The sequence below is a fragment of the Candidatus Viridilinea mediisalina genome (assembly GCF_002532535.1).
Lineage (GTDB): Bacteria > Chloroflexota > Chloroflexia > Chloroflexales > Chloroflexaceae > Viridilinea > Viridilinea mediisalina.
On sequence record NZ_NQWI01000051.1, the window covers coordinates 12,826 to 34,678 of the forward strand.

Below are 21,853 nucleotides of genomic sequence, written 5' to 3' on the forward strand. Positions count from 1 at the left end.
CTTTAAACTATGATGTAGTCTATCAGCTTTATGGAGTTTTGTCAATAAAATTAGGAAATACTTGGTTTAATCACAACCTCGACAAGCTCAACTAACGTCACATGTTGTTGGCTGAGCTTGTCGAAGCCAACAACGTGGGCCATCTGGTTGTTGGCTGAGCTTGTCGAAGCCAACAACGTGGGCCATCTGGTTGTTGGCTGAGCTTGTCGAAGCCAACAACGTGGGCCATCTGTTTACGCCATCGCGTAGCGTGGTGTCAGCATAGTACTAAAGACATTGAGTGCCAGATCAAGCAATTCGGGGTGGAAAGCACGCTCGCGTTCAGCCCGCATAAGGTCGAGGGCGGCACCAACCGAGAGGGCTGGACGGTAAGGGCGATCATTGGTCACGGCATCAAAAACATCGGCAAGGGCGAGGATTTGGGCACCCAGAGGGATCGCATAACGGGCCAAGCCCTGACCATAGCCACGCCCATCCCAGCGTTCGTGGTGGGCATCAATGATTCGTACCGCCGCCATCGGTGCGCCGATACGCTGGCAATAGTTGGCCCCAATGCGGGGGTGGCGGCGCATCAGTAACCATTCGGTGTCATTGAGAGCGCGTGGGGCATACACAATGCGCGGCCCGACAGCCAATTTTCCATAATCATGCCAACGTGCAGCCCAATTGATGATTTGACGCTGTTCGACACTCAGGCCATAGTAGCAGGCAAGGCGATCGGCCAAGCTCGCCACGCGCTCGCTGTGCTGTTCAATCGAGGTATACCACGTTGGAACATGCGTCGGACGAAGGGGTATGCTTTGCAGAGGACACGACGCAGAGTACATCGCAGGCTTCCTTGTTTCAAGGCATTGGCTGTCAAAGATGTCTTAGCGCGAAAAAGCTCTGGGCCGTGACGTTGGCTCGGTGGCTGAGCCTGCCGAAGCCAGCCTGTCGAAGCCAACGTCGCGGTGGCTTCGACAGGCTCAGCCAACGCGACGCATCCCTACGAGCCCAAGGCTTTTTCGCGCTAACAAAGATGTCTGTAAACTCTTGCTCTATTGTAATAGAACGTTGTAGTTTATCTCAAGGATGGACCCGTACATCAAGCGGATGTCTGTAGGGATGTCGCAGGGATGCGAGGTGGATGTGGTACCATGCGGTGGATCAAAGCTATCCTACGCAAACATTCACGAGGTGCCTATGCTCAGCCCTGCCGAGTGGCTTGCCCGTGTCGGGTTTAGCGAGGGAAATCCTTTTGCGCTCAAGTGGGCCGAAGATGAGCGTGATCGGCTGCACGAGTATTTTGTTGATCACCACGCCTACCATGCGATCATTGATACGGGGGTGGTACGTAGTACGATTCTCCATGCGCCCCGTGGTTCTGGGAAGAGCAGTACGCGGCGCATGTTTGAGTCCTATTGCCAAGGGGCATCGTTGCCGCTGCTGCTCTTACCACTGACCGATTGGATGCCGGTTGTAGAACGGGCTGCTGGAGCGCCCATTGGCCCACGCGATCTCTTGGCAGAGTTGTTGCGCCTCTTTGTTGTGGCCTTGGCCGATCTACCCGATCCGCCTCAAGAGCCACTAGTGCCCGATGAGGCTGGGTATTTGCGTTGGATCGTGGCAACCTATGGCGACTATCTGCGCCCTTCACAACGCACGGTGTTGCGTGAACGCGGTTGGCTGGCACAAGCAACCGACAACGATCTGCGTGCCTATCAACTTGATGGATTGCCAGTACTGCGTGCGTTTACCCTGCTTGCCCAGCTTAGTGCAATGCTTGGCTGTGCAACCTGCTATGTCATTATTGATGGGGTAGACGAACTGTGTGAGACTAGTGCTGATTGGGCGACAGGCGCAGAGTTGCTCGTGCCATTGTTGGGCAATATACGGCTGCTCGAGGTGCCTGGGTTAGCCTTTAAGTTGTTTATTCCCAGCGGCGTTGTGGCAGCACTGCGCGAGCGCCGCTTGCTGCGCGAAGATCGGATTGCCACCATTGAACTCAGTTGGACGGCTAACCAACTTGAGCAACTCCTTCGTAACCGCCTAACTGTCTTCAGTGATGGTGCGGTCGAGAGTTTGGCTCAGATCGCGATACCTGAACTGGCGCTACTTGATCAACAACTCTGTGTGGCGGCAGCGGGTTCACCACGGATGTTGCTCAGTTTGGGCGATTGGCTCATCCAGATCTGCGCGCGTAGTGCGACTGATGATGATCTCTTGTTCCGCCCGCTTCACCTCCAGGCGGCCTTGGATGCTTGTGGGGCTAGGCTGCCTGCGATTGGGATTGCCCCGCTCCACATTGCCTCTGATGGTACCATTTGGCTCGGCGAGCAATTGCTTGAGGCCGGGCGGCGGCTCACCCCCTTGCAGCGCCGTCTCTTAAACTATCTGTATCAGCACCATGGGCGGCTCTGCTCTACCGATGAACTGATTGCAAATGTCTGGCCCCCCGATGCTACACCAAACGACAAAGACTCGTTACGCCGTTTGGCCGACCGCTTAATTGAAGTGCTTGAGCCTGATCCGCGTCAGCCGATCTATCTTGAACGGCTGCATGGCGGTTTCTATGTGTTACACCATGTAGGCTAGTCGTGTAGGGCTATCGCCTTAAAACGGGCTTTGGGGCTACACCTGAACCTATCGCATCATCAAGAACGCGAAAGCCCATTGGAACACCATGCCCGGCAATCTACAATCTACAATCTACAATCTACAATCTGAATATGGCATAAGATGGGCGCAAACGTTCGCCGATGGAGCGCACAGGGGCCGTGCTGGGCCAAGGCACGCTGATGCCTTGCGGTACCATAGCCCTTGTGGGCGGCAAAACCATAGACAGGGTAGGCGCGGTCGGCAGTCTGCATCAGCCGGTCGCGGGTTACTTTGGCTACCAGTGAGGCGGCTGCAATACTGAGTGAGCAGCTATCGCCACGGATCAAAGCCTCCTGGGGCAGATCGAGCATCGGCAGCCTCAACGCATCAATCAGCAGCGCATCGGCGGGCTGCTGCAACTGGAGCAGGGCCACCTGCATGGCCAAGCGCGTTGCAGGCACAATTCCAAAGGCATCAATCATGAAGGCGGGCACGCAGCCCACTCCAACGCTCTTGGCAACAGCCAGCACCTGTTGGTAGCCACGCTCGCGCCCGGCTGCCGTGAGTTGTTTGGAGTCATTGACGCCAGCGAGCCGTTGCGGTGTATCAATGATCTCCAAGGGCAACACCACCGCCGCCGCAACCACCGGGCCAGCCCAACAGCCGCGCCCAGCTTCATCAAGCCCCGCAATCGCACGGTAGCCCATGGCACGCAGCTTCGCTTCATGTTCAGTGGTTGGCATAGGCTGACGTTAGGAAGTAGGAAGTAGGAAGCAGGAAGTAGGGCTGAGGTTTCAGCGTGCCTTGGGTGCCGCAAGACGGTAAAGGAGCCTGAAGCCTTTCCTAAATGGTAATCTACAATCTACAATCTGCAATCTACAATCTACAATCTGCAATCTACAATCTGAAATGCGCTTCCAGCAGCAGCACCCGGCTAGGCCCAACCGTGACCCAGGTGGGTTGCAGTACCAGTGTGCCCAGCGTGATCGTATTGGGCATTGCGCTCGGCGTGCCGCGCATGAGCGTGATCAGATAGGCCAGATCAATGAGGCGACGATAGACGCTCGGTTGTAGCTCGGCAGAGGGAATGATCACCAGCCGCCCGTTGGGGCGCAGGACACGCCGAATTTCCTTCTGGGTTGCGGTGGCCGCGATATATTCAGTGGGAAAGGTGGCCACCACGGTGGCAAAGCTGGCGTCTGCAAAAGGCAGCGCCTGAGCCAAGCCTCGCACCAAGCGCGGCGTATAACCAGCGCACCGCAAACGGCGTGCCGCCTGTTGGGCCATTTGGGGCGAAGCATCAAGCCCCACGCATGCCGCACGGTCGGCCAGAGCCAATTGCAGATGTCCAGGGCCAAAACCAAGCTCCAAGGTTGGCCCGTGCAGATGCGGCAATGCGGTCAAGACCCAACGTCGCCACAAGCCCCCCGAAACCAGCCACGCTACCCCATCGTAACTCCATGCAAACTCGCGGTAAAAGTGGTGAAAAAGCCGCTGCACGAGCCGCCGGTAATACCATTTCAGATTGTAGATTGCAGATTGCAGATTGTAGATTGTAGATTGTAGATTGTCGAACAAGGAATGTAACAAATTCGCCCCTCTTCTACAACGTGGGAGAGGCGGAGCTCGGTGGGTGAGCCTGTCGAACCAGAGCTTGTCGAAGGGGGTAGGGGCTTAGGGCCATCTAAGAAGCTGTCTGAAAAGCCGGGGGATACACGCTGGAGTGCCGGCTTTAGCCGGCTAAAGCCGGCACTCCAACACCAACCCACAGACTTTTCAGACAGGCTCTAAGGCATCCTGATGCCTCATGGCAGTAGATCCGCCCCGGCGGGGCGGCTCTACCCGGTGGCTGCGGTGTGCCCATGGAGGGTGTGGGGCATACCCCTTCAAGCAGCTAAAAGCGACGCTCTTTGATGCGGGCGGCCTTCCCGGAGCGCCCACGCAGGTAGTAGAGCTTGGCGCGACGCACTTTACCGCGACGAATCAGCTTGATCGAATCGAGACGCGGTGCATGCACAAGGAAGGTACGTTCGACCCCAATGCCGTGCGAGGCAATGCGACGCACCGTGAAGTTCTCGTTGATGCCACCGCTGCGTCGGCGAATCACGACCCCTTCAAAATCCTGCACACGCTCACGCGAACCTTCAACCACCTTGACGCCGACGCGCACGGTGTCACCCACGCGAAACTCAGGTAGCTCGCTCTTCATGTGGCGTTGAGCCAACTCAGTGAGAATCTGCTGCGACATGCTGGTGTCGCTCCTTTCAGCTCTGGCCCCCATCAGGCGCCCGAACCAACTCGGGACTAACGGGGCAATCGTTGTTTGCATAGAAATCTGGCAGGCGAAGGCATCGCCTGCCAGACAGGTATACTGAGGCGCGATTGTACCATAGATGCAGGGGGCGGGCAAATAATACCATATTACGATTGTAGATTGTAGATTGCAGATTGCCGAGCATGGCGTTCCAATGGGCTTTCGCGTTCTTGATAATGCGGCATGCTCAAGGGGAATTGGTGTAACCAGTGCTGCAATTACGCTTTGAGGGTAATCACCCGTGATCCTGCCGATGTAATGCTACAACCGGCAGGATGGCTGCTACAGGTACAGCTTGCCCCCGCCGCTTGGCCACATGCGCCGCCAAGTTCCTGCAAGCGCCCTTTGCGTACCCAGAAGGCGATCATGCCCTCCAATGCGCTCCGTTCGATCCCCAACTGGCGGCTGAGATCATCTAACGCCAATGGGCCGTCAGCGCTCTCGAAGGCATGAAGGACTTGATGTAACATTGCTTTACTCCTAGTCGCTTACAATCCTAACAGCTTGCCCCCCTGAAAGACTATCAGCGCCCCAAGCCAGGCTATGACAAATTGCCCCACGATGCTGAACCACATCCAGCGGGGGCCAAATTCGTGACGAGCGGCGGCTACCGCTACCATGCAGGGGGTGTAGAGCAAAACAAAGACGAGGAAGGCCAGGGCTGCTAGGGCGCTGTGGCCACCACTGCTGGCGGCAAAGCCACGCTCTATGGCCCCACGTAAACCACTGGGGGTTGCTTCTTCCTCTTCGTCGCCTGCAAGGTCAAACCCAATGATCCCTGGGATGGCTAACAGCGCATCACCCGTGGCCGCGAGAAAGCCTCCGACAATGCCCAACACATCCTCGCCAAAACTGGTCGCTTCGTGTGCCTCCTCCTCCTCGTCAACCGCGTAGGTCTGGATGAGCGTCGCAACCACAACCTCCTTAGCAACAAAGCCCGTCATGAGTGCCCCACTTGTCTCCCAACTACCAAAGCCTAACGGGGCGAAGATGGGCGTCACGCCACCCGCTAGGGTTGCGAAGGCGCTATCCTCAAGCGGCGCGTCGGCAAAGCTACCTTCGCCGCGCACCGGGATGGCTAACAGCAGCCAGACTACGACGCTGGTGCCTAAGATGATTGTCCATGCTTTGCGTACAAAAGCTGCGGTACGCTCCCACATCTGGTTCCAGACGCCGCGCGGTGTGGGTAGGCGGTAGGGGGGCAGTTCAAGCACAAAGGGAGCCGCAGGCTGCCCGCGAAAGACCGTCTGGCGCAGCAGCATGCCGCTGCCAATCGCAACCACAATCCCGGTGACGTAGAGCCCAAAGATGACCATGCCCGCCTGTGCGGGGAAGAAGATCGCCGCAATCAGCACATAGACTGGCAGACGCGCACCGCAACTCATAAATGGCACGAGCAAGCCGGTTAGAATGCGGTCACGTTGGCTATCCAGAGTGCGCGTAGCATATATCGCCGGTACCGTACAGCCAAAGCCAACGATCATGGGCAAAAAGCTCTTGCCGTGTAAGCCTAAGCTGTGCATCAGACGATCCATCACAAAGGCTGCCCGCGCCATGTAGCCCGAATCTTCGAGCAAGGCCAGTGCAAAATAGAGTGACAGAAGGACGGGCACAAAGACCAAGACGCCCCCCATACCCGCTAGCATGCCGTCCACCACCAACCCTTCCACCCATGTCTCACCCAAGCCCACGAGGCTCAACAGGGCAGTGGCCCAGCCACTCAGCGGGCCAGCAATCACATCGTCAACCCAATCCACAAAAGGCCCGGCCACTTCAGTGGTAAGTGTAAAGACCAACCACATCAGCATGAGAAAGATCGGAATCCCCAGCCAACGATGGGTAACAACCTGATCAATTCGGTCGGAGAGGGTCAACGGCGGAACTGCCGGGCGCGTCAAGCTCTTACCAGCCAGGGCATGCACAAAGCGGTAGCGCTGATCAACCAGCGCCACATCAAGCTCATCGCCATAGTGGGGCTGCAAGCGCGCCATACTGGCCTCAAGCGCCTCAGTTAGCGCTGGGCCAGCCAACTGCTCGGCTTCAGCCAGCAGTGTCTCGTCACCTTCGAGCAACTGGATCGCCAACCAGCGTGCCGGATAGACCGCTAGGCCAGGCATCGTTGCAAAGCTGGCAACCAGATAGTCCAACTCCGCCTCAATCGGCGCTGTGTAACGTAACGGCGCATTGGGTAGCGCCATAGTTGCAGTAGCCATTGTCTCTTGCTATCCTTGTCATCGCGCAAGAAAAAAGAATGAAAACCTAGAGTCCCTGTAGCGCAGCCCGCAGCTCGGCCAAGCCCTGGCCCTTACTGGCCGCCATGGTGATCGCCGGACAACCCAGTTCGTCACTTAGGGCGTGTGGGTTGAGGACGAGGCCACGTGAGGTGGCAACATCGGCCATGTTGAGTACCAGAATCAGCCGGGCGCCCGTCTCAAGCAGTTGGGCTGTAAGGTAGAGGTTGCGCTCTAGGTTGGCCGCATCAAGGACGTTAATGACCGCTTTGGGTTGTGAGCGCACAATAAAGTCGCGCGCAATCTGCTCTTCCAACGAGCGTGCCGCAAGACTGTAGGTACCCGGTAGATCAACCAGGGTCATGGTGCGCCCTGACACCTGCACATGCCCCTCCTTGCGCTCTACCGTCTTGCCCGGCCAATTCCCGATATGCTGGCGCATGCCGGTTAGTGCATTGAAAATGGTACTCTTACCAACATTGGGGTTACCGGCTAATGCAAGTATGCAGTCACTCATGAAACCTCCCTCTCCAACGGGCAGACGAGAACCGCCTGCGCCATACCGTAGTTGAGCGCAAGGCGGGTATCACCAACTGCAACTAAAAGGCTCCCGCCGTTGTTACGGAGGAGCGTCAGGATAACTCCAGGGTTCATGCCTAGCTCTGCCAGGCGGTGGGCGTTGCGTTGGTTGCCATGAAAGCCCACAATCCGCACATGGCTCCCTTCACTTGCCATGGGCAAGGGCAAGCTTACCTCTGATTGGCTCTTCATACGATTGGTTCTACCACAACTAGGCGGGCTTCAGCTTTACGTAGTGAGAGTTGGTAACCCTTGAGGGTCAATTCCAACGGATCGCCAAGCGGTGCAACCGCACGCAGCGTCACGGTCTCCCCCGTCACTAAGCCCATATCGAGGAGACGCCGCCGCAAACTTTTTTCCCCCGTAATGCGTACCACAAGGGCACGCTCGCCGCGCTTGAGTTGATCGAGTGTCGTTTCTGTGCTCACTGTCTCGGACATCGTGGTCCTTTCGCTTGGCCCCTAGCGGGGTTTGGGTGGAGGCTACGCCTCAAATCTCGTTTGTTGTGCGGTGTTGGCGGCGAAGCTGCCAATACCGCACAACAAGAGAAGACGCAGTTTCATTAGAAACTACATATACCAGATGTTAGTACATCCTAACAATAGAATTACTAACAACCAAAGGTTGCAACTTCGCAACTAAGACACTACAAACGCCTCAAAGCAAAGCCGCAATCAGTGCAATCGGCTTGCCAAGGTGTTTGGTCAGCACAACAACCAGGGGCTGGCCGTTGGGGCGACTCAGTTGGCGGGCGAGTTGGTCGCTGTCGAGGGGCGAGCCGCGCTTTTTGACGGTGATTGGGCCAGCATCGAGGGCGCGGAGTTGGGCCCGCAGGGCTTTCAGGTTGAAGGGCAACCAGGTGATGATGCGCCAAGCACGGGCGAAGGGGCTGGCAACCAGCGTTGTGCCGCTCAGGTAGGCGATCTCTTCGTCCAGTTGCGCCGCATCCAAGCACACGCCAAGCTCGCGCACCAGCCCGGCGCGAATAATCGCCGGGTCGGGTTCGTAGAGGTAGGTGGCGGGTGGCGCAAGCCATGCCTCTCGTTGCAACTCCGGGGCGTCCTTGCTCATGGTGTGGTACGTGACCGCGCCATTGCTAGTGCTACGCAACAGGCTGGCACGCATGCGCGTGGTGGCGAGCGGGCCGCACCAGAGCGCCGCTTCCTTCAGTTCGCCGTTGAGCGAGACAAACTCTACTTCGGCATCGGAGGGGAGGGCACTTGTTTCAACCCCTGGCGCGAGCTTGAGCGCCAAGGCGGGCGTTTGCTTGCGCCAATGCAACACATGGGCCAGTGGCGGTTCGTAGTCGGCCACGTTGAAACGCCGCCGCCCGCCCGCCCGCCGCCCCGGATCGCAGAAGAGCGCATGGGCCTTGGGTGGCGGCGTGGTCAAGAGGTCGCACAGCAGCGGGCTCACCCGCGCCTCAAGGCCGAGGGCGGCCACGTTGGCTTGGCACAACGCCAAACGCAGGGGGTCACGCTCGACAGCCCAGACATGTGCGCCCGCGCCCGCGAGGGCCAGCGTATCGGCACCAAGGCCACAGCCCAGATCGGCCACGTCGCCAGAGGGCGCGAGGCGGGCGGCCCGTTGAGCCGCCACCGGCGCAGCACTCGCCTGCTCAAGCGCTTCGCGGGTAAAGAAGAGTTGGTGGGCGTTTGGAAACTTGCTGGCGGCACGCTGACGCAACAAAGCCAATTCCAAAGCCGCCGCAGCCTGGGCCGGACTCACACGACGGCGGATCCGCTCCAACGCGCGCAGCGTCTGCGTCTCAACCAAAGGCTGCTCGGCCAACTCCGCCAAGAGCGCCTGGCCCACGGGCGAGCGGAGCCATGTGAGCATGTCTAGATCCAAGCCTGCTACTCCGCTAAGATTCCGCTTTTTTTACCACAGAGACACAGAGAACACAGAGGTTTTGCTTTCTCACAAACATCCATCTCTGTGCGCTCGGTGCCTCTGTGGTAAAAAAAGCAGGGCCCCCTTACTGCTTGGCCACCTCTGGCATCAAGCTACCCGATTCGTTGGCGCGCCAACACGCGGCAGAGTGGCCATCGCCATAATCAAGGAAGGGCGGCGCCTCCTGTTTGCACTGCTCTAGCGCAATTGGGCAGCGCGTATGAAAGTGGCAACCATCGGGCGGGTTGAACGGGCTCGGTACATCGCCCTCAAGAATAATGCGCCGGCGCTGCTGCTCAACCTTGGGATCGGGAATCGGCACCGCCGAGAGTAACGCCTGGGAATAGGGGTGGATCGGCATGCTGTAGAGCTTGACCCCTGTGGCCAATTCGACAATCTTGCCCAAATACATCACCGCCACCCGGTCGGAGATGTGCTTTACTACGCTGAGATCGTGGGCAATGAAGAGATACGTGAGCCCCAGTTTATCTTGCAGTTCTTCAAGCAGATTCACCACCTGAGCCTGAATCGAGACATCAAGGGCCGAGACCGGCTCGTCGCAGACGACAAACTTTGGTTCAACTGCAAGCGCCCTTGCGATACCGATGCGCTGCCGTTGCCCGCCCGAGAACTCGTGGGGGTAGCGGTTGGCATAGGCCGGATTGAGTCCCACGAGGCCTAACAGTTCTTCCACCCGCTCGCGCACGGCCCCTTTGCCGACACGCAAGCGATGCACTCGGATCGGTTCGCCAATCGTGTCGCCAATCGTCATCCGTGGATTGAGCGAAGCATAGGGGTCTTGAAAGATCATCTGCACCTGACGGCGCATCCGGCGCAGTTGCTCGCCATGGATGCGCGTCAGATCAACCCCCTCAAAGCGCACCTCACCCGCACTAGGCCGATAGAGCTGCAAAATAGCGCGCCCGGTGGTACTCTTCCCACACCCCGACTCCCCGACCAATCCAAGGGTCTCGCCCGCTTTAATCTGAAAGCTCACCCCATCCACCGCCTTCACCGTACCAACCCGGCGCTGCAAAATCACTCCACGGGTTACGGGGAAGTGCATGGTGAGGTCTTTTACCTCAATGAGGTAGGGGGGTGTCATACCCATGACGTTAAGCCTCCCGGCGGGGGTTTGGGGGAGGCTGCGCCTCCCCCAAAAAACTCTTTTTGTTCCGTTTTGGCGGCGAAGCCGCCAAAACGGAACAAAAAACGGGATTGGGGACGCATCCCCACCAACAGGTTATAGGGCGGTAGCCCTAAACTTCAGCGGCTTTGCCGCCAGCCCTCAGACCAACAGGCCTTCAGGTGGTCGTTCTGGAATAGGAGTGTCAATCGTTATATCAAAGAGGCACGCGGCCTGATGGTTGGTGGCTACATCGCGTAGGGGCGGGTTTTGGTGCAAACAAGCGTGTTGAACATAGTCACAACGGGGGCTAAAGGGGCAGATCGCCGGTAGATCAATCAGGTTGGGCGGCAACCCACGGATCGGCGTCAGCTTGCGATGCTCCTGCTCATCAAGGCGCGGAATCGAACGCAAGAGACCAATTGTGTAGGGCATGCGCGGATTGGCGAAGATCTCCGTGGTGCTACCCGCTTCAACCACACGCCCGGCATACATCACCGTAACCCGGTCGGTCATGCCGGCAACGACGCCTAGATCGTGGGTAATAATGATCACTGCGGTCTGCAACTCATCGCGCAGTTGGTTGATCAATTCAAGAATCTGGGCCTGGATCGTCACATCAAGGGCGGTAGTTGGCTCATCGGCGATCAGCAGTTCGGGGTTGCACGAGATCGCCATGGCAATCATGACGCGCTGGCGCATGCCGCCCGAAAACTGGTGTGGGTAGCTCTCGAGCCGCTTGCTTGGACTCGGAATCCCAACCATGTGCAAGAGCTCAGTCGCACGGGCCAGCGCCGCTTTGCGTCCGAGTTGCAGATGCAATTCCAGCGCCTCGGTAATCTGACGGCCCACAGTTAGCACCGGGTTGAGCGAGGTCATCGGGTCTTGAAAGATCATTGCGATCCGATTGCCCCGAATATGGCGCATGCGCTCTTCACTCAACTCCAGCAGATCCGCGCCATCAAACAGAATCTGGCCCCCAGCAAGCTCGCCTGGCGGGCAGGGAATCAGGCGCATCATCGAGAGCGAAGTGACACTCTTGCCACAGCCCGACTCGCCAACAATCCCAAGCGTCTCTCCGCGCTTCACCGCAAAGGAGACACCATCAACTGCTTTGACAATCCCATCCTGGGTATGAAAATGGGTTTGGAGGTTGCGTACCTCAAGCAGGGGGGCCATCAATACCTCTTGAGATTGTAGATTGTAGATTGCAGATTGTAGATTGCCACACATGGCGTTCCAAATCAGGCAGCAAGAAGCGCTCCCGAACAGTTGGTTCAGGATGGTAGCATGGGCACTAGGGGCTGTCAAATGGCATATGGGAGGGTTAGGAAATAGGAATTAGGAAATGGGAAATAGGCTTAAAGGAATGTAAGAAACCAGTAGTGCCTTCGCCCCTCTCCCACAACGTGGGAGAGGGGTAGGGGGTGAGGGCCATCCTGGGCATCCCAAAGACCTATCGGTCGCTTCAAGATTACCTGTTCTTTCCGCCCATGAATGTGGGCCGGAGGCCCGTCACCTACTCCTCACCACACAACGCCACCACCAAACGGAAGACATCCGTCTCAGAGATGATGCCCACCAATTTGCCATCTTCCACCACCGGCAGGCCGCTCAGGTGATGCTTGAGCAGCAGTTGCGCCGCTTGACCCATCGAGTTCGTTGGCGCAATCGTAATTGGCTTACTGGTCATCATCTCGCTAACCGTCGAACCCGCTAAGGCAAAACGTGCCTCCGACCAGCCTCCCGTCGCCTCACTAAAACTCACCGCTCCCTCAATATCGCTGCTGGTCACGATCCCGACCAATCGATCATCTTGTTCAACCACGGGCAAGCGGTGGATATTGCGCGACTTCATCCGCTCATAGGCTTCAACCGCTGACGTATCGGGGGTGACCGTCACGGGTTGCTGCGTCATCCAATCTTTGACGAGCGATTTGTTCTGCTCCACGGCATGCGTCTCCTCTTGCTTTTGGTACGAACGATGTCCTAACTATACCACGCTAGAGGGTAGATCGGCTATACTTTAGGAAATAGGAAGGAGGAAGGAGGAAGTAGGAAGCAGGAAGGTAGATTATCGCCTTGAGTGAAGCGAAAAGCCTCGCTCCTGCCCTCCCTATTTCCTCGCTCCTATTTCCTCGCTCCTAATCTCCTCAGGTATTGCCTATGCACATGGTAGAACTCATTGCCAAGAAGCGCGACGGCTATGCCCTCACCAGCGCTGAACTTGATTGGCTGATTGCTAACTATACGGCCCAGGCTATCCCCGATTATCAGATGAGTGCGTGGGCGATGGCGGTGGTGCTGCGTGGCATGGATGCTCATGAAACTACTGCCTTAACCCTGGCGATGGCCCGCAGTGGCACAATGCTCGATCTGCACGATCTTGCCCCCGTCACGGTGGATAAGCACTCCACCGGCGGGATTGGCGATAAGACGACGCTGCTGCTTGGGCCACTTGTGGCTGCCGTCGGCTTGCCAATGGCAAAGATGAGCGGGCGCGGTTTGGGCTTTAGTGGCGGCACGGTGGATAAGCTGGAGAGCATCCCCGGTTTTCGTACTGCCCTCAGCAGCGACGAGTTTCGCCGCCTTGTGCGTGAGGTTGGCCTTGTGATTGCGGCGCAGAGTAGCGACCTTGCGCCTGCCGATAAGCAACTCTATGCCCTGCGTGATGTTACCGCGACCGTCGCGTCCATTCCGCTGATCGCGGCAAGCGTGATGAGTAAGAAGCTGGCAGCCGGGGCCGACTGCATTGTCCTTGATGTCAAATATGGCAGTGGGGCTTTCATGGCTACCAAGGCAGAGGCACGCCAATTGGCCCAGACGATGGTCAAGATTGGGCATCAGGCCGGGCGGCGTGTCAGTGCCGTACTCAGTTCGATGCAGCAACCCCTGGGCTACGCTGTTGGCAACGCCCTTGAGGTACGCGAAGCCATTGCTGCCCTGCGCGGCAACGGCCCCTCTGACCTCGTTGAACTCTGCTTGAGCTTAGGCAGCCAACTGCTGCTCATGGCCGAGCGTGCCAGCGATGAAGCCAGCGCCCGCGCCATGTTGCACGAAGCCCTGCAGAGCGGTGCAGCGTGGGCCAAATTTTGCCATATGGTCACCAGCCAAGGGGGCGACCTCGCCAGCATCGAGCAGCCCGACCTGCTGCCCAGCGCCCCTGTTCAGATCGCGCTGCCCGCCCCCAGGGCGGGCTACGTGAGCGCCATTGCAGGTGCCAGCCTGGGGCTCGCCGTCAACGCCCTTGGCGGCGGACGCAGCCACAAAGAGGAGCGCATTGACCCCAGGGTCGGCCTGAGCCTCCAAGCCCGCATCGGCGATCAGGTATACTTAGGCCAACCGCTGCTCACCATCCATGCCGCCAGCATGAGCGCGGTTGAAGCCGTAGTGCCCCAACTGCTCGCAGCCTATCAATTCAGTGATACCCCGGTCAAGCCACCAGCACTCATGGAAGTTGTACCAGGGGATTAGGAGTGTCCCATGCCTATTTACGAATACCGCTGCCCCGCATGCAATGGCCAATTCCAAAAACTCGTCCGTGGCTTCAGCGATCCAGAGGGTCTTGCCTGCCCACGCTGTGGCAATAGCAACATCCAGCGCGCCGTCTCGCGCTTTGCCACCATCAAATCCGAAGAGGCGCGCCTCGAAGCTATTGCCGACCCCTCAAGCCTTGCGGGGCTGGACGAGAGCGATCCACGGGCAATTGCCCGCTGGGCGAAAAAGCTCGGCAAAGAATTGGGCGAAGACGCCGGTGAAGATTGGGACGAAATGGTTGATCAGATGCTCGAAGAGGAACTGGACGGCAAAGCGGAAGAGGGTGGGCCGGGTGCAGCCCCAGCCAAGCCTGATAACCTTGGCTGGGCTTGAGAGGGAGAGGAGAGACAGAGAGCACAGAGGATTGAACCACAGAGGCACAGAGAGCACAGAGGAGAGGAACGACAGAGAATACAGAGGGTTTGTAGGTATACCATTCGGAAATGCGCTATTTCATCCCTCATCCCCCATCCCTCATCCCTCATCCCTCATCCCCCATCCCTCATCCCCCATCCCTCATCCCTCATCCCTCATCCCCTCTGTGTCCTCTGTGCCTCTGTGGTGAAAAATCTCTGTTCCTCTTCAAACCTCTCAAACCTCTACACCTGAGCAGCCCAAGCACTCCAGCAGCGCCTGAACCAGCGGCAGATCAGCGGGGGCAAACTGCCAACCAGTTTCATGCTTGGTGGCAATGCGCCCCATAAGGGTGCGCTGGGCACTAGGGAGCAGCAGATCGGGCAGCAGGTAGTCGCCATTGTGCAGCGTAGCAACCGCAACGGCGCTGGGGTCGGCTTGGGCGGCGAGGGCATAGCCCCGCAGCAGTGCGGCATCCTCATCAAGCGCTTGGAACCCCGTGGTGGTCACGAGGGCGTAGCTACTCGGTCCGCGCCCCTTGCGCCGCCTGATGATTGCGTTTACATAGAGCCGAACGCTTTGAGGCTGCTCCGTGCTCACGGGGGCTGGTTGCCAAGCCGGGGGGCTGCCGCTCAAGTGGCTGATCCGCTCGTGCTTCTGCAACGGGTGCAGCAGCGCAGCGCCCAAGGGCGCGACCGACGGCAGCGGAGGGAGCTTGGCAATCTGGTCGGCCAGGGTCAGCACCGTAAACCCACGCCCGCGCACCCGCGCCACCACACCCGCACCGCGCTGGCTCGTGAGCGTAAAGCGATCACCCTCACGCAGCCCCTCACCGCGCAGCGCAGGCCCCACCGCCCCATTATGGATCACAAAGCGCCGTGGGCGCACCTCTTCAAGATCGGCGCGAGCGCCGGGTCGTCGTTTGGTCATGACACCAAATTATCGTCTACAATCTACAATCTACAATCTACAACGGCCTCACTCTGCCATCCGGCGTAGAATCGGCCCCGTATAGGCATGGCAAATCGCAACCGCCAGCGCATCGGCGGCATCATCGGGCTTGGGTACGCGAGCGAGATTGAGCGTAACACGCACCATCTCCTGCATCTGGCGCTTATCGGCCCCCCCATAGCCTGCGACCGCCTGTTTCACCACGGTGGGTTTGTACTCTTGGATGGGCAGCCCCGCCTGCACCAAGGCCAAGAGCGCGACCCCACGCGCTTGGCCCACACTGAGCGCCGTATTGACATTCTTGCCAAAAAAGAGCTCCTCAATTGCCGCATTATCGGGCCGATGTTGAGCCAGCAAAGCCGAGAGACCCTCATAGAGCCGCAGCAATCGCTCAGGCTGGGCCATATGCGCCGGTGTCGTCAGGGCACCTGCCGCCACCAATTGCAACTGGCCCTGCTGGCTCTCAACAATACCCCAGCCCATAATGGCCGTGCCGGGATCAATGCCAATTGTACGCATGAAGGCTGACACCAATGATCCTTGAACATGCCGCATCATCAAGAAGGCGAAAGCCCATCGGGACGCCATGTTCGGCAATCTACAATCTACAATCAAAAACGGCCTTACTCAAACTTCGCAGCCAACTCATCGGTCAGATCAAGGTTGGAATAGACCTTCTGCACATCGTCCAGATCCTCAAGCTTTTCGATCAGCCGCAGCGTCGAGAGAGCCTCCTTCTCTTCGGGTTGCACCAGCGTTTGGGGGCGCATCACCTTCTCAACGCCACTGATGGGAATATCGTGATCGAGCAGATGCTGGCGCACAGCGTTCAGTTGTGTCCATTCGCAGTAGATTTCGAGTTGCGCTTCATCAACCTCAACATCATCTGCACCGGCATCAATCGCCAGCAGTTGCACCTCTTCGGAGTCGTGATCGCTATTGCTCAAATCAACCGTAATCAGCCCCTTGAGATCAAACATCCAACTGACCGATCCGGGCTCGCCGGGGTTGCCACCAGCCTTATTGATCGTTGAACGCACATCGGAATTGGTGCGATTACGATTATCGGTGGCGGTTTCGATCAGAATCGCAATGCCACCGGGCGCATAGCCTTCGTAGTAGACCTCTTCCAAAGCGGCTTCATTATTTTTGCCCAGACCGCGATCAATCGAGCGCTGAATGCTATCATTGGGCATATTATTGGCTTTAGCCTTATCCACCGCAAGCCGCAGCCGAAAGTTCATATCGGGATCACCGCCACCGCCCTCGCGCACAGCCAGGGTAATGTCACGCGCCAACTTGGTAAAAAGCTGGCCGCGACGCTGGTCGGCAACGCCTTTGGAGCGACGGATCGTGTGCCATTTTGAGTGGCCAGACATAGAACGCCTCCTCGGTTCCAGTTCATTGCTTGCTCTATTATAACGTACTCATCCTACCTCATGAAGTACCCTTGGGGTTGCGCCCCAAACCCTGTTTTTTGGTATGAGCCCAATTTCCTAATAGTTTACTAAGCGAAGTTTCTTATACTCTGTTCTATCCAGCCAGAAGCAACGAACAGGATAGAGCCAGCCAATGAACGTCCTCAAGCGCCAAGCCTTTCTGCTCAAGGTCAACCACCTGAGCCACAATGCCCAAGCCGTGGTACGGGTCACAGTCACCTGTGTGCAGACGGGGCGCGAAGTGGCGTTCTCGCTGCCTGATCTCTCGGTACCGCTCCAGACCCTGTTGGGCCAACTCGGCTTTGATGCGCCCCAACAGCCCAGGAGGCGCCCTATGCTCTGGCATACGAAGCAGCGCCAGCGACGGCGGCGCCGACGCTGGGTCGGCTGGCGCAGTGCCGCGCTGCGGGTACGCAGCAACGTTCGTTCCGGCATGGTGGTGCAACAGCACCGCTGGCTACAACCAGCATCGTTCGTTGGGCTACGTTACCATTCCTAAGCAAGGAGGATGACCATGAAGACCAAGACCCGTGTCAAGGCTGGCTTTCCAGGGAAAATAACCTTCCGCTAATAGTTGGTATTAGCACAGCCTCAATCTCGGTCGGTACGCGTAAGCGTCTGACATATATGGTGTCGTCGTCATTAGCAAGAAGGATCGTTATGAAGACCAAGAGCAACGTCAAGGCTGGGGCCATCCGTACGCCGTGGGGTAGTGGTGGCTTTAGGTCGCCCTTCATCAGCTTCAGCGAAGAGTAGGCTTGCCGGAACGCATCAGGCGGGCCAGCGGTGGGTAACCACCGCTGTGCTCGCCTGCCGCACGTCAAGATTAAGGAAGAGAGCAATGAAGATCAAAACCAACGTCAAGGCTGGATTTGGCCTACCGCGCATTCTTACCGGCGATCCCGTACGTCCCTAACGTGACTTGCCGCCCCGCCCGTTGGAAGGTAGAGGTTGCTATAGGATTCAGAGAGGTAATACGATGGAGAGACCCAGACTCAAGCGCACGGGAAGACTCTTTGGTCGCATCGGCGTGGCCTTGCTGCTCATGTTCGTCTTGGTGGTCACGACACTCCCAGCCCAGAGCGCTCGGCCAAGCCAGAGCGATGCATTGACGCCGCTGTTGCGTAATTTGGCTGAACATACGGGTACTGCACTTGCTGCTGAGGGCGATCTGATTGCTCACCTCCGCTCTAGGTTGCTGATGAAGGAGGATGGCTCGCCGCTGGTGCAGGTCTATCTGACCGAGCTTAGCCCGGCGGTCGAAGAGTCTTTGAGCCGCGCGGGCCTGACGATTCTTGGCCGAGCGCCCGATTACATGCGCGTCAGTGGTACCATTGCGCCCCACGATCTGGCCGCGCTGGCCGATCTGCCCTTTGTGCAGAGTGTGCAGGAGAGCTTTAAGCCGATGACCATGGGCGGTGCAGCGGCCCTTGGCAGCATGAGCCTGGCCGAACGCACGCAGATGAACCCTGCCAACGATGACCCCTGCGCGGGGAGCAATGTGGGTGCCTTCACCACCGAGGGTGTGCAGCAGATGCGCGTTGATCTGGCGCGTGCGCTAGAGCTCGCCGGCGACGCAAACGTTGATGGCACCGGCATTACCATTGGCATTATCTCCGATTCCTATGATGTTAATCCCAATGCGGGCATGACTGGCCCCGATGATTCGCCCATTCGTGCCGCCGACGATATCGCCTCTGGCGATCTGCCTGGGCCGGGCAACCCCTGTGACCGTACCACGCCGGTGACCGTGGCGCGCGAACTGCCCCCAGAGATGATTGCGCACGGTGCCCCCAACAGCGATGAAGCGCGCGCGATGGCCCAGATTGTCCACGACATTGCCCCCGGTGCCGAACTGGTCGTCGCGTCGGGCTTTGGCCCCAACCTGGGCTTGGATATGGCCGAGGTGATCCGCCTGCTCCGTGATGAACACCGCGTTGACATTATTGTGGACGATCTTGGTTTTGCCGATCAAGCCTTCTTCCAAGATGACCCGGTGGCGGTGGCGGTAGACGAGGTGGTGGCCCAAGGGGTGATCTACCTCTCAGCGGCTGGCAACCTTAATCGCCAGATCAATGTTGGGACGCCCGATGAACCGAACTTCAAGGATATTAGTAGCTACATAGCCCTGAGCTACCGCCCCACCCCATGCCCGGCGCTGACGTGGCAGGACGAACCATTCCTGTTGGAGGGAGATTGCCACAACTTCAACCCCAATACGGGAACGATCTCCCCGACCGCACGTTTTACGATCGCTCCGGGGGCTTTCTTTCCGACCCGTCTGCAATGGGCTGAGCCATGGTATGGGGTGAGTACCGACTTCAATTTCTACTGGGTTGATAGCTCTGGTGCGATCTTCGCGGATTTTGATCCTTCTACGGATACAGCCATACGCATGAGTGGCGAGCTGCCGAATACTGGCCCCAATGGGACCAATAAGCCCCTTGAGGGCGACGTCTGGCTCGTCAATGATAGCGCGGAACCAACCGATTTCCACCTCGTGATCGAGCGCAGAAGTGGCACGGCTACACCCGCAATCTGGTTTATGCTACAAGCCAGTGCTGGTATGATTCTCGATGCCGAGTTCTATGAACCAGACGCCCCGCACACCTCGCCCGACATCTTTGGGGCAACCACCTATGCCCATCGATCCGCACGGGGTGTCATCTCGGTGGGGGCGGTGCCGTGGAATAATGATAACGTGGTTGAAGCCTTTAGTTCGCGTGCCGGCCCGCTGATCTTCTTTGAACCAATTCGGGGCAATACGCCTGCTGCGGCGCTGCCCTTCCCTGAGTTCCGCCAGAAGCCCGATCTGCTGGCGAGTAACCGTGGGGCCAATACCTTCTTTGGCAGCAAAGCTACCGGTGTCTGGCGCTTCACTGGCACCTCGGCGGCTGCCTCCCACGCGGCAGGGGTCGCGGCGCTCGTGCTGCAGCAGGCGCGCGCCAGTGGCCTCAATCCTACCCCAGCGAGCATTACCCAGGTTATGCGCGACACCGCACGTCCGGTGCCGGGCTTCCCGCTACGCGCGACTGGCGCTGGGTTGCTTGATGCCCACGCGGCGGTCATGAGTGTGCGTTCGCCAGTTCCCATCATCACGACGCAACCTGTGAGCCAGAGTATCACTGCTGGTACGGCGGTCACCTTGACGGTGGTTGCTACCGACACACGGCAGTTGAGCTACCAGTGGTACGAGGGCAACAGTGCTGATACGAGCAACCCGGTTGCGGTTGGGGGCGACAGCCCCACCTTCACCACCGAATCGCTCACGACAACGACGAGCTACTGGGTGCGGGTGAGCAATGGGGTAAACCACGTAGACAGCGAGACCGCCACGATCACGGTGGAGGTGGAGGAGACGCCTCTCTTCAGGGTCTTCTTACCCATCGTAGTGCAGTAGGGTTGGATGCCAAGGTGAGGGTTTGGGAGAGCTTGGCTCTCCCGAACCCTCTTCTCAGGTAGCACATGCATGACCACCAGTTCACAGCTTCATAACTACACCAACAAGCCCAGCAAGGCGCTCGACCTTGCGGCTGTGGCATGGCCATCCGAGCGCCTCGCTGAGGCGCTTGAGGCGCTGGCCCGCCAGGTGGGGCTGGTGCAGCGTACGCGTGAGGTGGAGGTGTTTGTGCCCACGGGATCTGAACGTGGACGTTGGCTTGATGTGGTAGCAGCGCGGCTCGGGGTCGAGGTGGAGCCGGTGACGGCCACATTTGATGGTTTGTTGGAGTTGGTGCGCGGCAGTGCCCCGGCGTTGTTGCATCTGCCCGCCTCGCAGCCGGGCCAAGAGCAGATCGTAGCGCTCGTGACATGTGGGCGCAAGGCGCAGCTCTTGGGGCCGGACGGGCGTCTGGTGCGAGTAGACCCGGCGCAGCTTGCGGCAGCCTTGGGTGCGGACAAAGAGGCACCGTTGCAGGCCCAGGTTGAGCGCATGCTCGCCCGGGCGAATGTGCCCGAGGAGCGGCGGGCCGTAGCGGGGCGCGCACTGGTGCGCGAATACCTCGCGGGCGAGGCGCTGGCGGTTGGTTGGTTGTTGCGCCAGCCCTTGGCGGCCTCAATGTTTGACTATGCGCGCCATTTGCGTCTGCTCAAACCAATGATCGTCGTGGGCATGTTGACCCTCGTGGTGCAACTATTGACCATTCTGACCTGGGCGCTGCTGGGGCGCGAGGCGCTCAGCGGCGTCTTTACCTGGGCACGTATCAGCGCATGGAGTCTCCTGCTGCTCAGTGCCATCCCCGTACAGATTTGGCTTGTCTTTGCCCAGAGTAAGCTCGAACTGCTGCTCAGTGCCAGCATTAAGCTGCGCTTGCTGGCCGGCGCCTTTGCGCTCAACCCCGACGAGGTGCGACACCAGGGCATCGGCTCATTCTTGGGCCTCGTGATTGATGCCGAGACCTTTGATGATCTGTTGGGCTTGGGGACGCTGTCGGTACTCAATGCCTGCGCTCAGCTTGCCACTGCCGCACTCGTGCTCTTTTATGGAGCGGCAGGGCTGAGCCATCTAGGGCTGTTGGCCTTCTGGTTCCTGCTTGTGGTGGGGCTATTGCTGCTCATGATCTATCAGACCTGGCTCTGGTTCGAGGTTCACCGCGACATGACCAATCAACTGGTCGAGACCATGGTGGGCCATCGCACTCGCTTGGTACAGGAAGATCGCACCCGCTGGCACGAGCATGAAGATCGCGCCCTGGCACGCTATCTACGCGCCTCGACCCAACTCGACTGGACGAGTTCACTGATTGCGGCATTGCCGCGCACATGGACGATTGTGGCCTTAGACATGGTTCATAGTTACTTTACAGTTTGGCGTTACGCCGCCTGCGCCAGCGGCGCAGCGCGTGGCGTAACC

At 58.6% G+C, this 21,853-nt stretch carries 22 protein-coding genes; 6 read left to right on the forward strand and 16 right to left on the reverse strand.

What is annotated here, in order from left to right:
• Nucleotides 1-233: 233 nt before the first annotated feature.
• The gene (locus CJ255_RS12050) at nt 234-827 is read right to left on the reverse strand and encodes an HD-GYP domain-containing protein (RefSeq protein WP_097644352.1); all 594 of its coding nucleotides are present in this window, start codon (nt 825-827) and stop codon (nt 234-236) included.
• A 355-nt stretch (nt 828-1,182) separates the two neighbouring features.
• Here CJ255_RS12050 and CJ255_RS12055 point away from each other — a divergent pair, with 355 nt between their 5' ends.
• On the forward strand, nt 1,183-2,574 hold the full coding sequence (locus CJ255_RS12055) for a winged helix-turn-helix domain-containing protein (protein ID WP_165774685.1): 1,392 nt from the start codon (nt 1,183-1,185) through the stop codon (nt 2,572-2,574).
• 107 nt (nt 2,575-2,681) lie between these two features.
• On the opposite strand, the gene rnhB is transcribed toward CJ255_RS12055, so the two are convergent.
• The 12 genes from rnhB to CJ255_RS12115 form a co-directional block, all read right to left on the reverse strand.
• A complete protein-coding gene (rnhB, locus tag CJ255_RS12060) occupies nt 2,682-3,320 on the reverse strand; it encodes a ribonuclease HII (protein WP_097644354.1) in 639 nt (212 codons plus the stop codon).
• A 154-nt stretch (nt 3,321-3,474) separates the two neighbouring features.
• A complete protein-coding gene (locus tag CJ255_RS12065) occupies nt 3,475-4,167 on the reverse strand; it encodes a class I SAM-dependent methyltransferase (RefSeq protein WP_245863349.1) in 693 nt (230 codons plus the stop codon).
• Between the two features lie 304 nt (nt 4,168-4,471).
• A complete protein-coding gene (rplS, locus tag CJ255_RS12070) occupies nt 4,472-4,825 on the reverse strand; it encodes a 50S ribosomal protein L19 (RefSeq protein ID WP_097644355.1) in 354 nt (117 codons plus the stop codon).
• A gap of 284 nt (nt 4,826-5,109) precedes the next feature.
• Nucleotides 5,110-5,361 carry a FeoC-like transcriptional regulator gene (locus CJ255_RS12075; RefSeq protein WP_097644356.1) on the reverse strand — a complete coding sequence of 84 codons (252 nt, stop codon included), beginning with the start codon at nt 5,359-5,361 and terminating at the stop codon, nt 5,110-5,112.
• Nucleotides 5,362-5,379: 18 nt separating this feature from the next.
• A complete protein-coding gene (feoB, locus tag CJ255_RS12080; protein WP_097644357.1) occupies nt 5,380-7,104 on the reverse strand; it encodes a ferrous iron transport protein B in 1,725 nt (574 codons plus the stop codon).
• 46 nt (nt 7,105-7,150) lie between these two features.
• The gene (locus tag CJ255_RS12085) at nt 7,151-7,639 is read right to left on the reverse strand and encodes a FeoB small GTPase domain-containing protein (RefSeq protein ID WP_097644358.1); all 489 of its coding nucleotides are present in this window, start codon (nt 7,637-7,639) and stop codon (nt 7,151-7,153) included.
• Nucleotides 7,636-7,893, reverse strand: coding sequence for a FeoA family protein (locus CJ255_RS12090; RefSeq protein ID WP_097644359.1), 258 nt, complete (start codon nt 7,891-7,893; stop codon nt 7,636-7,638). Before CJ255_RS12090 ends, CJ255_RS12085 begins: the two co-directional genes overlap by 4 nt.
• Nucleotides 7,890-8,141, reverse strand: coding sequence for a FeoA family protein (locus CJ255_RS12095; protein WP_097644360.1), 252 nt, complete (start codon nt 8,139-8,141; stop codon nt 7,890-7,892). Before CJ255_RS12095 ends, CJ255_RS12090 begins: the two co-directional genes overlap by 4 nt.
• Before the next feature lie 217 nt (nt 8,142-8,358).
• Nucleotides 8,359-9,540: a class I SAM-dependent methyltransferase gene (locus CJ255_RS12100; RefSeq protein ID WP_245863351.1), complete on the reverse strand. Its 1,182-nt coding sequence runs from the start codon at nt 9,538-9,540 to the stop codon at nt 8,359-8,361.
• Nucleotides 9,541-9,679: 139 nt separating this feature from the next.
• Nucleotides 9,680-10,705 (reverse strand): ABC transporter ATP-binding protein, encoded by a 1,026-nt coding sequence (locus CJ255_RS12105; protein ID WP_097644362.1) that lies wholly within the window; start codon nt 10,703-10,705, stop codon nt 9,680-9,682.
• A 177-nt stretch (nt 10,706-10,882) separates the two neighbouring features.
• Nucleotides 10,883-11,899 carry an ABC transporter ATP-binding protein gene (locus CJ255_RS12110; protein ID WP_097644371.1) on the reverse strand — a complete coding sequence of 339 codons (1,017 nt, stop codon included), beginning with the start codon at nt 11,897-11,899 and terminating at the stop codon, nt 10,883-10,885.
• A gap of 340 nt (nt 11,900-12,239) precedes the next feature.
• Nucleotides 12,240-12,671: a CBS domain-containing protein gene (locus CJ255_RS12115; protein WP_245863353.1), complete on the reverse strand. Its 432-nt coding sequence runs from the start codon at nt 12,669-12,671 to the stop codon at nt 12,240-12,242.
• 215 nt (nt 12,672-12,886) lie between these two features.
• Between CJ255_RS12115 and CJ255_RS12120 the strand changes: the two genes are divergently transcribed.
• Together CJ255_RS12120 and CJ255_RS12125 are read left to right on the forward strand one after the other, a co-directional pair.
• Nucleotides 12,887-14,194: a thymidine phosphorylase gene (locus CJ255_RS12120; RefSeq protein WP_097644363.1), complete on the forward strand. Its 1,308-nt coding sequence runs from the start codon at nt 12,887-12,889 to the stop codon at nt 14,192-14,194.
• 9 nt (nt 14,195-14,203) lie between these two features.
• Nucleotides 14,204-14,590 (forward strand): FmdB family zinc ribbon protein, encoded by a 387-nt coding sequence (locus CJ255_RS12125; RefSeq protein ID WP_097644364.1) that lies wholly within the window; start codon nt 14,204-14,206, stop codon nt 14,588-14,590.
• Nucleotides 14,591-14,848: 258 nt separating this feature from the next.
• Here CJ255_RS12125 and CJ255_RS12130 read toward each other — a convergent pair whose 3' ends face one another.
• The 3 genes from CJ255_RS12130 to CJ255_RS12140 all read right to left on the reverse strand — a co-directional run bounded on the left by CJ255_RS12130 (nt 14,849) and on the right by CJ255_RS12140 (nt 16,941).
• Nucleotides 14,849-15,541 carry a hypothetical protein gene (locus tag CJ255_RS12130; RefSeq protein WP_097644365.1) on the reverse strand — a complete coding sequence of 231 codons (693 nt, stop codon included), beginning with the start codon at nt 15,539-15,541 and terminating at the stop codon, nt 14,849-14,851.
• A gap of 48 nt (nt 15,542-15,589) precedes the next feature.
• On the reverse strand, nt 15,590-16,081 hold the full coding sequence (gene ruvC, locus CJ255_RS12135) for a crossover junction endodeoxyribonuclease RuvC (RefSeq protein WP_097644366.1): 492 nt from the start codon (nt 16,079-16,081) through the stop codon (nt 15,590-15,592).
• Nucleotides 16,082-16,185: 104 nt separating this feature from the next.
• Nucleotides 16,186-16,941, reverse strand: coding sequence for a YebC/PmpR family DNA-binding transcriptional regulator (locus tag CJ255_RS12140; RefSeq protein WP_097644367.1), 756 nt, complete (start codon nt 16,939-16,941; stop codon nt 16,186-16,188).
• Nucleotides 16,942-17,134: 193 nt separating this feature from the next.
• On the opposite strand from CJ255_RS12140, the gene CJ255_RS12145 reads away from it, so the two are divergent.
• The 3 genes from CJ255_RS12145 to CJ255_RS12155 all read left to right on the forward strand — a co-directional run.
• Nucleotides 17,135-17,500 carry a hypothetical protein gene (locus tag CJ255_RS12145; RefSeq protein WP_097644368.1) on the forward strand — a complete coding sequence of 122 codons (366 nt, stop codon included), beginning with the start codon at nt 17,135-17,137 and terminating at the stop codon, nt 17,498-17,500.
• Between the two features lie 480 nt (nt 17,501-17,980).
• A complete protein-coding gene (locus tag CJ255_RS12150; RefSeq protein ID WP_097644369.1) occupies nt 17,981-20,401 on the forward strand; it encodes a S8 family serine peptidase in 2,421 nt (806 codons plus the stop codon).
• Nucleotides 20,402-20,470: 69 nt separating this feature from the next.
• Nucleotides 20,471-21,853, forward strand: a 1,383-nt coding sequence (locus CJ255_RS12155) for an ABC transporter ATP-binding protein (RefSeq protein WP_133117006.1), incomplete at its 3' end; no start/stop codon positions are given.

Excerpts from the sequence above, each read along its gene's own strand:
- CJ255_RS12050 (WP_097644352.1), bottom strand. The coding sequence starts at position 827 with ATGTACTCTGCGTCGTGTCCTCTGCAAAGCATACCCCTTCGTCCGACG.
- CJ255_RS12055 (WP_165774685.1), top strand. The coding sequence starts at position 1,183 with ATGCTCAGCCCTGCCGAGTGGCTTGCCCGTGTCGGGTTTAGCGAGGGA.
- rnhB (WP_097644354.1), bottom strand. The coding sequence starts at position 3,320 with ATGCCAACCACTGAACATGAAGCGAAGCTGCGTGCCATGGGCTACCGT.
- rplS (WP_097644355.1), bottom strand. The coding sequence starts at position 4,825 with ATGTCGCAGCAGATTCTCACTGAGTTGGCTCAACGCCACATGAAGAGC.
- CJ255_RS12075 (WP_097644356.1), bottom strand. The coding sequence starts at position 5,361 with ATGTTACATCAAGTCCTTCATGCCTTCGAGAGCGCTGACGGCCCATTG.
- feoB (WP_097644357.1), bottom strand. The coding sequence starts at position 7,104 with ATGGCTACTGCAACTATGGCGCTACCCAATGCGCCGTTACGTTACACA.
- CJ255_RS12085 (WP_097644358.1), bottom strand. The coding sequence starts at position 7,639 with ATGAGTGACTGCATACTTGCATTAGCCGGTAACCCCAATGTTGGTAAG.
- CJ255_RS12090 (WP_097644359.1), bottom strand. The coding sequence starts at position 7,893 with ATGAAGAGCCAATCAGAGGTAAGCTTGCCCTTGCCCATGGCAAGTGAA.
- CJ255_RS12095 (WP_097644360.1), bottom strand. The coding sequence starts at position 8,141 with ATGTCCGAGACAGTGAGCACAGAAACGACACTCGATCAACTCAAGCGC.
- CJ255_RS12100 (WP_245863351.1), bottom strand. The coding sequence starts at position 9,540 with ATGCTCACATGGCTCCGCTCGCCCGTGGGCCAGGCGCTCTTGGCGGAG.
- CJ255_RS12105 (WP_097644362.1), bottom strand. The coding sequence starts at position 10,705 with ATGGGTATGACACCCCCCTACCTCATTGAGGTAAAAGACCTCACCATG.
- CJ255_RS12110 (WP_097644371.1), bottom strand. The coding sequence starts at position 11,899 with ATGGCCCCCCTGCTTGAGGTACGCAACCTCCAAACCCATTTTCATACC.
- CJ255_RS12120 (WP_097644363.1), top strand. The coding sequence starts at position 12,887 with ATGCACATGGTAGAACTCATTGCCAAGAAGCGCGACGGCTATGCCCTC.
- CJ255_RS12125 (WP_097644364.1), top strand. The coding sequence starts at position 14,204 with ATGCCTATTTACGAATACCGCTGCCCCGCATGCAATGGCCAATTCCAA.
- CJ255_RS12130 (WP_097644365.1), bottom strand. The coding sequence starts at position 15,541 with ATGACCAAACGACGACCCGGCGCTCGCGCCGATCTTGAAGAGGTGCGC.
- ruvC (WP_097644366.1), bottom strand. The coding sequence starts at position 16,081 with ATGCGTACAATTGGCATTGATCCCGGCACGGCCATTATGGGCTGGGGT.
- CJ255_RS12140 (WP_097644367.1), bottom strand. The coding sequence starts at position 16,941 with ATGTCTGGCCACTCAAAATGGCACACGATCCGTCGCTCCAAAGGCGTT.
- CJ255_RS12145 (WP_097644368.1), top strand. The coding sequence starts at position 17,135 with ATGAACGTCCTCAAGCGCCAAGCCTTTCTGCTCAAGGTCAACCACCTG.
- CJ255_RS12150 (WP_097644369.1), top strand. The coding sequence starts at position 17,981 with ATGGAGAGACCCAGACTCAAGCGCACGGGAAGACTCTTTGGTCGCATC.